The 8,519-nt window shown below is 45.5% G+C and carries 14 protein-coding genes; 7 read left to right on the top strand and 7 right to left on the bottom strand.

What is annotated here, in order from left to right:
- The coding region (locus tag BM283_RS16350; RefSeq protein WP_175492096.1) for a transposase at positions 1-276 on the top strand (276 nt) is incomplete at its 5' end.
- A gap of 876 nt (positions 277-1,152) precedes the next feature.
- On the opposite strand, the gene BM283_RS20380 is transcribed toward BM283_RS16350, so the two are convergent.
- The 4 genes from BM283_RS20380 to BM283_RS19665 all read right to left on the bottom strand — a co-directional run bounded on the left by BM283_RS20380 (position 1,153) and on the right by BM283_RS19665 (position 3,198).
- Positions 1,153-1,281 carry a hypothetical protein gene (locus BM283_RS20380; protein ID WP_302848309.1) on the bottom strand — a complete coding sequence of 43 codons (129 nt, stop codon included), beginning with the start codon at positions 1,279-1,281 and terminating at the stop codon, positions 1,153-1,155.
- 310 nt (positions 1,282-1,591) lie between these two features.
- On the bottom strand, positions 1,592-1,885 hold the full coding sequence (locus BM283_RS16340; RefSeq protein WP_090695006.1) for an HU family DNA-binding protein: 294 nt from the start codon (positions 1,883-1,885) through the stop codon (positions 1,592-1,594).
- Between the two features lie 641 nt (positions 1,886-2,526).
- Positions 2,527-2,727 carry a hypothetical protein gene (locus BM283_RS16325; RefSeq protein WP_090695003.1) on the bottom strand — a complete coding sequence of 67 codons (201 nt, stop codon included), beginning with the start codon at positions 2,725-2,727 and terminating at the stop codon, positions 2,527-2,529.
- Positions 2,728-2,769: 42 nt separating this feature from the next.
- On the bottom strand, positions 2,770-3,198 hold the full coding sequence (locus BM283_RS19665; RefSeq protein WP_254776414.1) for a transposase: 429 nt from the start codon (positions 3,196-3,198) through the stop codon (positions 2,770-2,772).
- 8 nt (positions 3,199-3,206) lie between these two features.
- On the opposite strand from BM283_RS19665, the gene BM283_RS19075 reads away from it, so the two are divergent.
- Positions 3,207-3,362, top strand: a complete 156-nt coding sequence (locus BM283_RS19075; protein WP_175492200.1) for a hypothetical protein — start codon at positions 3,207-3,209, stop codon at positions 3,360-3,362.
- Positions 3,363-3,532: 170 nt separating this feature from the next.
- Here the strand turns inward: BM283_RS19075 and BM283_RS16315 are convergent, their stop codons facing one another.
- From BM283_RS16315 to BM283_RS19070, 3 genes are all read right to left on the bottom strand, one after another.
- Positions 3,533-3,961, bottom strand: a complete 429-nt coding sequence (locus BM283_RS16315; protein ID WP_090695001.1) for a DUF3597 domain-containing protein — start codon at positions 3,959-3,961, stop codon at positions 3,533-3,535.
- A 377-nt stretch (positions 3,962-4,338) separates the two neighbouring features.
- Positions 4,339-4,470 (bottom strand): hypothetical protein, encoded by a 132-nt coding sequence (locus BM283_RS20375; RefSeq protein ID WP_302848308.1) that lies wholly within the window; start codon positions 4,468-4,470, stop codon positions 4,339-4,341.
- A 2-nt stretch (positions 4,471-4,472) separates the two neighbouring features.
- Positions 4,473-4,637 (bottom strand): hypothetical protein, encoded by a 165-nt coding sequence (locus BM283_RS19070; protein WP_175492199.1) that lies wholly within the window; start codon positions 4,635-4,637, stop codon positions 4,473-4,475.
- A gap of 640 nt (positions 4,638-5,277) precedes the next feature.
- On the opposite strand from BM283_RS19070, the gene BM283_RS19660 reads away from it, so the two are divergent.
- The 5 genes from BM283_RS19660 to BM283_RS16305 all read left to right on the top strand — a co-directional run bounded on the left by BM283_RS19660 (position 5,278) and on the right by BM283_RS16305 (position 8,044).
- The gene (locus BM283_RS19660; protein WP_217646571.1) at positions 5,278-5,496 is read left to right on the top strand and encodes an OstA-like protein; all 219 of its coding nucleotides are present in this window, start codon (positions 5,278-5,280) and stop codon (positions 5,494-5,496) included.
- Positions 5,497-5,499: 3 nt separating this feature from the next.
- On the top strand, positions 5,500-6,174 hold the full coding sequence (locus BM283_RS19655; RefSeq protein WP_217646570.1) for an aromatic amino acid ammonia-lyase: 675 nt from the start codon (positions 5,500-5,502) through the stop codon (positions 6,172-6,174).
- A complete protein-coding gene (locus BM283_RS19650; RefSeq protein WP_217646569.1) occupies positions 6,167-6,745 on the top strand; it encodes an aromatic amino acid lyase in 579 nt (192 codons plus the stop codon). Before BM283_RS19655 ends, BM283_RS19650 begins: the two co-directional genes overlap by 8 nt.
- Positions 6,708-6,950 carry an aromatic amino acid ammonia-lyase gene (locus BM283_RS19645; RefSeq protein ID WP_217646568.1) on the top strand — a complete coding sequence of 81 codons (243 nt, stop codon included), beginning with the start codon at positions 6,708-6,710 and terminating at the stop codon, positions 6,948-6,950. Before BM283_RS19650 ends, BM283_RS19645 begins: the two co-directional genes overlap by 38 nt.
- A 530-nt stretch (positions 6,951-7,480) precedes the next feature.
- A complete protein-coding gene (locus BM283_RS16305; RefSeq protein WP_090694999.1) occupies positions 7,481-8,044 on the top strand; it encodes an HdeA/HdeB family chaperone in 564 nt (187 codons plus the stop codon).
- The last annotated feature ends 475 nt before the right edge of the window (positions 8,045-8,519 follow it).

The raw sequence follows: 8,519 nt of genomic DNA, 5'->3' as shown, positions 1-8,519 counted from the left end.
GCACTCAATATCAATGCGGATGTGTTTCACGAATGGGCGATGCAGGACCTGTTGCCTGAATTGCCGTCACATGCCGTCGTTGTGATGGACAATGCCACTTTCCATAAGAGGCAGGATACGCAAGAGGCCATACAAAACGCTGGGCACACCCTTGAATATTTGCCCGCTTATTCTCCTGATCTTAATCCTATTGAACATAAATGGGCACAGGCCAAAGCACTGCGTAGACAACAAAACCAGACCGTTGAGATGCTCTTCAAATCCTATACATTCTGAATCATTCTTAACTGGTTAGACTATATGTATTCGAAGGGATTCTCGCTCGGGATCGAACTGAACAGCGAAATAACCGAACGCAGCTACCGGTATCAACTAACGCCCCAGATCCAATATGCCTTCAGCAAAAATTCTGTGATTCAGTTTGGGGGCGGGCCCTCTCAATTCAATGAAGAAAAAAGAACCGAATGGCTGGTCACTTCTCGCCTTATCTATAATTTCTAGAGGTATAGCAAGTATGTTGCTTTAAAGCTGTTGCAGAAGCTATCATCAATAAAGCGAGGCAATCAATTTTTTAGGCATAAACGTTCATGCCGAATTTTTTTATTTTGCATAATGATGTGATTTAGTCTAGGAACCTATTCGCAATCCTGTGAATTCGTAGATTCTGGGGATGAGTAAGAGATACCCAAGCTACATTCGCTTGAAGACATTTGAAGACATTTGAAGACGTCCGGCCTCTACTGGAGAGCTTGTGCAAGCAGACGAAGCTAAGGATTATTGATTGATATCAAGTATTGAGTGGTTTGCTGTACTTACTTGTTGAAAAGCAGATCTCAGTGGCGGGTGCTGCCGAGTGAGTTTTCCACGTGACGAACGATATACCTATCGCATATCGCATATGAAATTTCGGCCTTTAGGTGACACCGATGATTTGGAAATTATCAGTTAATAATATGCGTCATTCTGCTTTGTAATGGAATGATTTTGGAAAAAGCTTCGCAAGCACTTTTGAAAAGTGAAAAAGTTTCTAGTTGCGACTATACAAGAATTTTTCTTGAAAAACTTCCCATAACCGTTCCATCAAGCTTAGATTGTGGTCGTATGGTCGCAAAAATACGAGTTTTAGTTATGAGTCGTTGAGATAATCAATGATCAGTTGGGGTCGATAATAACACACATGGTCATAAATAATATGAATATAAGCTGCTGTGGATGGTGTTGCTCGATTTGCTGAAACAATTGGATACCTAATTGCGCATTGATGGGGTCATCATAGCGCACGGATGGCCTGCAGGCTAATCGTATTAATCGCGCCATTAATATTTTAAGCGTTGGCGGCCGGGATGATTGCGAATTTCGCGATCCTGGCCGCGTTTGATTCATCCGTAAGCTAAGCTTTTGTCTGAAATTGCGGCGCAATATAAAGTCCACAAAATGGCAATTAATTGTTGCGTACAGAACAAACACATATAGCCAGCGAGAAATCGGAGAGTTTTGTCAATTACACCCAACAACGATTGGGGTTATTGTTCGGAAGAACAAGCATTCTTTGTTCTGTATCTGATCCCTCTTGCATTCAAGTTTATCAAAGTTATTTTTTCTTTTTCTTTGTGGCGGCCACTGCTTTTTTGAAAAGGGTTCCAGCCGCAAATTTAGGCACCGTGCTCGCGGCGATCTTTAGCGGAGCACCGGTCTGCGGATGTCTACCAGCACGAGCTGCCCGTTTAGTGGATTTGAAGGTGCCAAAGCCAGGCAGGACGACGGTTTCACCTTTGGCGACCGTTGCGACCACGCTGTCAATCATGGCATTCAAGGCCTTGGCTGCGGTGGTTTTTGATATCTCTGCCTGAACGGCAATTTGTTCAATCAGTTCTGACTTGTACATTGTTTAAAATGCTCCTGTTGGTTGTAAAGCCAGCAGTATAACCGGTCAGGCTCTATTGTCAGCATAAAAACCGACAAGAAAATATCAAGGTTACTTTATGGAATCAATTAGACTATAATGGGATTTAATAGGAGATTGTCATATCTGTAAACGTAAAATCGTCCGAAGAGCTGGCCGCTCAAGCCAAGCGCTACGTACAAATTCAGCACGCTCGGTGCCGAAGCAAATCGAGTACTGGTCACAGATTGACAGAATACCGAGGAAAATCCTGATTTGCCGTTTAGCATAATCCGTAATCTCTTGCTCGCTGATCAAGAAGAGGCTGTTGGCGAATATAAGTTCGGCTGATGCGCCTGCTTGTTACACCTTCGTTTGAGCGTGTTGTAAAAAAGTTGCATCCCAAACAGAAGTCTGATCTGGATGAGTCGGTGTCTCATCTCTAACTATCATGAGAGAGGTGAAGCGAAGGTGGTGATCTATTTGGTATCCGAGACTCTACAAGTTCCGTTCATCAACCTGGTTGTGCATGCTGGCTTATCGTATTCTCGATGAGAATAGCCTGAAACTGCTGTCCTTTGGACCGCACGAAATTTATATCGCAATCTTGAGCGGCAGGAGAAGGAATTCTTTATAGGCTAAAACTATTCCATGCTGCGGAGTACTTCAGCAAAGGTTTGCTCGCATCCAGCCAGGACTGCCTGTTTGCCAGCCCAATCCTGCCAGCAGCGCAAAATTACATCACCATACTTTGGTTTGGATCGAGTCCAGCATGAAGCAGCAACCTCTTGCTTCTCGGCGGCAATCAATGTACTACCTGAGTTACCGAAACAGCCTGGCACCATGTCATTCCATTTCTATTTCATAAGTGAATTTATAATCCTAGGCTATGCCACAAGGGAATAGACACATTCACGATCTTTTTCCATGTCGCGCATCGCTACTTCCAGGTGGTTTTCAAGCGCGTCCAGGCTATCGAATACACGGTTATGGAATGATTTCTCCCGTGGCTGATCCCAAAGATTCTTCGCAGGATTGAATTCTGGTGAGTAGGGTGGCGGCATAAGTAAGCGCAGATTATGTGGCAGCTTGAGGGAATGACTACAATGCCATCCTGCCTCATCGAGCGCCAGGATAATCCGGTCATTGCGGTGACGTGACGCTACTTCATTCAGAAATATCTGTATGCAATGATTATTAACCTGAGGCAGGATAAGTATATCCAGCTCTCCATCAGCGGCAGAGACAGCAGCATAAGCATAGACATATGTCTGGGTACTATTGTCTGGCATAATGGCCGTATAGGTTGAGGGCACCCATATCGGTGTATCGAAAACATGCCCAAAGCGAGTTTCATCCTGAAATATCAGGCGCAGATGTCCATTTGCTTACTACGCAAGCGCACGATAGTCTCAGTCAAGCCAGGCGTGCTGTGCCAGCGCACACGGCTTCTGCATCTGCCTATAACGCCGTGATTTAAATTCGTCAGATAAAGAAATTTCTTTTCATTCTTCCTCCCTCGCGGTTGCGACGAAGGAAGAATGGGGTTGAACGGTGGGAACTATTGAAACGGTAGAACGGTACACTGCTGGCTTTTGGAAATTGCCGGGCAATTATCCGGTATACCGCAACGTTTGCTTCGCATACTGCTCAGTCGAGGAGTTCTTTCGGGATATTCCCTCCGTTAGCCGCGATCTGCACGAGCACGGTCTTATGCAACCACATATTCATCTTTGCTGAATCTGCCATCAACTCCGGCGGACAGCCAAGCTCTGTAGCCAGCTCTTTGCGTGCTGACAAACTACTGTCAATATCGAGGAGCTTCAGGAGGTCAACGATCGAATTGCGCCAGTTGAGCTTTTGTGGATTGGCAGCGGCGCGTTGCTCTAGTTGTGCGAAGACATCAGAGATGGGAACCGCTTTTGGCGCGGTTTGCGTCGCAGCGCCAGATGCACTGGGGGTTGAACTTGTACTCGGATTCGTTGACGCCGCTGGAGTTGCAGTAGATTGCGGCGCCGTATTTCTCTTTGCTTGATTCCGAAGTCCCAACTTCTCAAGAATTGTGCTAAAAATCGACATAGGGGTTTCCTCCATGTTGCGAGATGAGCGAACTCAACTGGATGAGGAACGGTCATCTACGATTTATAATCAACCCAATGAACCTCTTGAATTCTCAGCGCCATTTAGAATATCACTTAAACTGCCAAATATTTCGCGTAGCAGCCCACGTTGTTGATGTAATTGCCGTGTTACATTTCTGAACCAGCCGAGATCGGCGTCACCTATCTGTTGCGGCGGCGACTGCGGAACATCAATAGTACCGCGCGACTATGCGCCAGCTTGTACAGTGCTTCCTAGCTCCGCCCGTTGCTCGGGCGTCAAACATGAGACCAAACCACACACGGCCTCTTCATAATCAGCTGACGAAACTTTGTGAGCAACTGTAATGTAACAGTTCACGGTTCTCGTGCTGGGTAGCCCTCTTCTGGCCAATCCTGCTCGTAACGCTTAACGAGCTCCTGATATTTCGAGTCGCAGTGTTGACTAGTAGTTCCTATCCCCCATACATCACCTCTGAAAAATTGCATGATCACATTTTTTGATCAAATAGGTCAGATTCAAAAAGTGTGATGCCTAAACCGGGACGATCACGCTGATTCAGCGTTTTGGTTCGGCGACCAATCTCAATATCCACCAGCATCGCATGAGGCTCAATTGGGTCTATAGCATCAGGACTGGTAACCCGGAATTTCATAGAGTTCGGCCAACGATCACAGAGCAGCTCAGTAAGACAATAACGCGTATCTTAACAGCATTAACTCGTCATGGCACGATGGACCGAGACATACGATAACGAAGAGCTGGAGCACAATGCCACAGTTTCACCTGCCTACCAATGCTGCAAATCAACCACTTGATTCGCCATAACCTAATCTTTTGATCTTTACAGTAAAAAAATAATTTGTGGATTTCGCGCTTGCCCGGTTGGTAGGGGGGGAGAAGATAGCTACATCAGTTAGAAATGATTCAAAGAGTATCCTCATTTCTGTCATCGAAAATAAATAGAAGTAGGCCAAAGGACTGGGTAAATATCCGGCCGGCATGTACGGCGTTTTACTCTTATCGAACGAAAAGCTGATCAGACCGACCGAGTAAGCAAAATACTATAGAACCACGTATCAGTTTTACCGGTGCGATCGGTGACGGGCGCTTGCGGCAAAGCTTGGTTTCCATGTGCCGACAAAGATCTCTTCGTTTAAATGAATATATGATAATTTGATCATTCATCAGAGTATTTGCCAGTATATCTGATATATCAGTGCCTTTCGATTTGATAGGAGAGGGTGTTTATGATATTGGTGCGCTAATCTACCACGTTGATACTGGAGGGAAATATGGAGAAAAAAACTGTCAGTGACTTCTTAAGCACGTTATCGGCACCAAAATCTCAGTGGGGCGACACAGTTACCATACGAGGTAATGCGTTAAATATAAATGATGTCGTACGGGTTGCGCGCTGCAACACAAGAGTGCAATTAACTGACGATAAGGAAGTTCTGCGGCACGTCAATGCCTCACATGATTACATCATGAACGTTACCAATGCTTGTTAAGCTATGAATGGGGTTGTATCAAAAACCTGTAAACCGATCTACGGTGTGACAACCGGCTTTGGGGGAATGGCCCATACCCATGTCTCGCCTGAAGATGCCAGCGATCTGCAACGAAACTTGATCTGGTTCATGAAGTCAGGGCCGGGCAAGCGATTGTCCAAAGATGATGTTCGTGCTGCCATGCTGATTCGAGCAAATAATCATATGCTCGGTTTCTCTGGTTTACGGTTTGAGTTGGTGCAGCGGATGGTGAGATTTTTAAATGCGAATGTCATCCCCAATCTGCGCGAGTTTGGTTCTATTGGCGCGAGCGGCGACCTTGCTCCACTTGCCAGCATTACTGGTGCGCTGATCGGGCTGGATGAAAGTTTTGTTGTCGATTTTGCTGGGGAAGAAATCGATTCAATATCAGCACTCAAGAGGTTTCGCCTACCACGCCTCAATCTGCTCCCCAAAGAAGGGTTAGCTATGATCAATGGTACTTATGTGATGACCGGTATTGCTGCTCAATGCGTGTACGACGCTCAGCTACTGCTGAAAATGACCATGGATACCCACGCGCTTTTCATCCAGGGTTTAAACGGATCCAATCAACCGTTTCATCCATTTAACCATACTCATAAGCCTCACCCCGAAGCCTCACCCCGGTCAAAGATAGGTGGCCAACTACATGCTTAAATCATTGAAAGGATCGAAGTTGATTCGCGATCAATTGGAGGGTCGCCTTGAATATAAGACTGGCGAACTAGTCCAGGACCGCTATCCGGTCCGTTGCCTGCCTCAGTATATGGTGCCACTTGTGGAGGGGCTGGACAATATTGCCCAGCAGGTCACCACCGAAATAAACTCCGCAAGTGATAACTCCCTCATTGATCCGGATAAGGGCATGGACTATCACGGCGGCAATTTTCTGGGGCAATATATTGGCATAGCAATGGACCAGTTGCGTTACTATTTGGGATTGATGGCAAAGCATCTGGACGTTCAGATTGCCTTGCTCGTTACGCCTGAATTTAGTAATGGCTTGCCTTCCTGCCTGATTGGCAATACTCAACGTACGGTTAATATGGGACTTAAGGGCTTACAGATCAGTGGTAACTCGATCATGCCTTTACTGATGTTTTATGGTCATCCACTTATCGATAGATTTCCAACCGATAGATTTCCAACCCATGCCGAGCAATTTAATCAAAACATCAGTAGTCTCGGCCATGGTTCAGCCCATCTCGCTCGCCAATCCATTGATTGAGGCTTTCCAGCAGTACATGGCCATTGCATTGATGTTTGGTATCCAAGCCGTTGATCTACGCACTTACATTGTCGCCGGGCACTATGATGCCCGTTCCTGTCTTGCGCCAGCATCATTAGCCCTTTATGAAGCAGTACGTGAAGTGATTGAACGACCGCCATCCTCAGAGAAGCCATACATCAAGACGCATGGCATAGCTTGTTGATGGGCGTGTGGCTCAACGGGACTGTTGTGGGGTATTCCGACTAACTCGACTCTGACATGCCGCCCCGGTCAATACCTACATGCCAGCAAACTCCTGTTATAGGTATATATTCTATTGCAACGGATCGATAGGAGGTAACGAGTGACGGCGCGTTGGTCTGTAATCCCTGTTTTCATCTTACGTGCGCTGGCGCACAGACAAGTAAACGAATAATACTGCAGAGTTGGATATTACCTGACAGATGACAAGATTCGTGGAGGGCAAATGGAATGGTGGGGATATAGCCAAGAGTACGACCCAGTGATTCTGGATCCGAAGCTTATCATCCGAGATCTTAAGCAGGAGGAAAACCATGGGTGAAAATAGCGCTGTAGTTGGGATATACAATTCCCACACAAGTAGTTATTCAATTAGCAAACATCGTGATGCAAGGCCAAATGGCATGATGTCGGATAAAACGCTGCTTTCCTTCATCGGGTTAACGTGCAGCTTGTTTTATATATTCTAAATTTTGTCGGTAGGAGATGAAAATGAAAATCAACGTAACGATGGTTTTTCTGAGTGGTGTGTTGCTGTCTGCAACCATGACCACTTTGGTTTTGGCGGAGACAACTCTCAAGCCGGCCAAGATGACATGTGAGGAATTTTTGGCGCTTGATGATGTGGTAAAACCAAAAATGGTTTACTGGGCTGAAGGTTTCAATAAAAAAGACGAGCCGACTGACTTTGGGCTTGATGTGGCTGAAACAGACAGATTAGTTCCCGTGCTCGTTACAGAATGCAAAGCGACACCCAAGCATTTTTTTCTGAAAAAAACAAAGGAGCATTCAGCAGAAACTCAAAAATCGGCAGCAACTCCAAAAATGGCAACAATTCCAAAGCCGGTCAACATGACATGCGAGGAGTTTCTGGCGCTTGACGATGTGTTAAAACCAAAAGTGGTCTACTGGGCTGAAGGCCTCAACAGAAACGACAAGCCGATTGAATATGTATTGGATGTCGATAAAACAGACAAGCTTGTTCCCGTGATTGTTACAGAATGCAAAGAGACACCCAGGCTCTCTTTCTGGCAGAAAATCATGAATCACTTCTGATTTAAATGAAATAGTTTGAGCAAGCCAAAAGTATCACCTATTATTGACCGGTCGTGCAAATTGTTACAAACAGTATATGTAAGCTTTGACGTGCTCGTGTTGCTCCACCGGACCAAGTTTTCTTGCATCGTCTTTTTACATGCGTCATCAGGTCTAAAAAATACATAAAATTCAATCTATTTTGGATCTGATCTATAGCGGAATGGCTAAGCTCATTGCTGTTTTATAGAAACTATTTTGTGCTTGTTTATTTTACTTAACGTGAGTTCGAGATAAGAAAGTAGCAAAAAGAATCTGAAGTTCTTATGATAAAAGGATCTTGGAAGATCGGGTCGGGGTAACGGATTGTATCCGTTACCTCTCCCACACCACCGGACGTTCGGTTTTCCGCATCCGGCGGTTGAACCCAGTAACTTAAGCTGTCACAAAATCTGATGGAACCCATAATCCCCATCGTTTCAGCCTTGCCTTATTG

Source organism: Nitrosomonas sp. Nm34, assembly GCF_900113925.1.
Taxonomy (GTDB): domain Bacteria; phylum Pseudomonadota; class Gammaproteobacteria; order Burkholderiales; family Nitrosomonadaceae; genus Nitrosomonas.
This window is presented reverse-complemented; position numbering and strand designations above follow the sequence as displayed.

Coding starts and splice junctions, on each gene's coding strand:
- BM283_RS16340 (WP_090695006.1), bottom strand. CDS start 1,885: ATGTACAAGTCAGAACTGATTGAACAAATTGCCGTTCAGGCAGAGATA.
- BM283_RS16325 (WP_090695003.1), bottom strand. CDS start 2,727: ATGGTGCCAGGCTGTTTCGGTAACTCAGGTAGTACATTGATTGCCGCC.
- BM283_RS16315 (WP_090695001.1), bottom strand. CDS start 3,961: ATGTCGATTTTTAGCACAATTCTTGAGAAGTTGGGACTTCGGAATCAA.
- BM283_RS20375 (WP_302848308.1), bottom strand. CDS start 4,470: ATGCAATTTTTCAGAGGTGATGTATGGGGGATAGGAACTACTAGTCAA.
- BM283_RS19070 (WP_175492199.1), bottom strand. CDS start 4,637: ATGAAATTCCGGGTTACCAGTCCTGATGCTATAGACCCAATTGAGCCT.
- BM283_RS19660 (WP_217646571.1), top strand. CDS start 5,278: ATGGAGAAAAAAACTGTCAGTGACTTCTTAAGCACGTTATCGGCACCA.
- BM283_RS19655 (WP_217646570.1), top strand. CDS start 5,500: ATGAATGGGGTTGTATCAAAAACCTGTAAACCGATCTACGGTGTGACA.
- BM283_RS19650 (WP_217646569.1), top strand. CDS start 6,167: ATGCTTAAATCATTGAAAGGATCGAAGTTGATTCGCGATCAATTGGAG.
- BM283_RS19645 (WP_217646568.1), top strand. CDS start 6,708: ATGGTTCAGCCCATCTCGCTCGCCAATCCATTGATTGAGGCTTTCCAG.
- BM283_RS16305 (WP_090694999.1), top strand. CDS start 7,481: ATGAAAATCAACGTAACGATGGTTTTTCTGAGTGGTGTGTTGCTGTCT.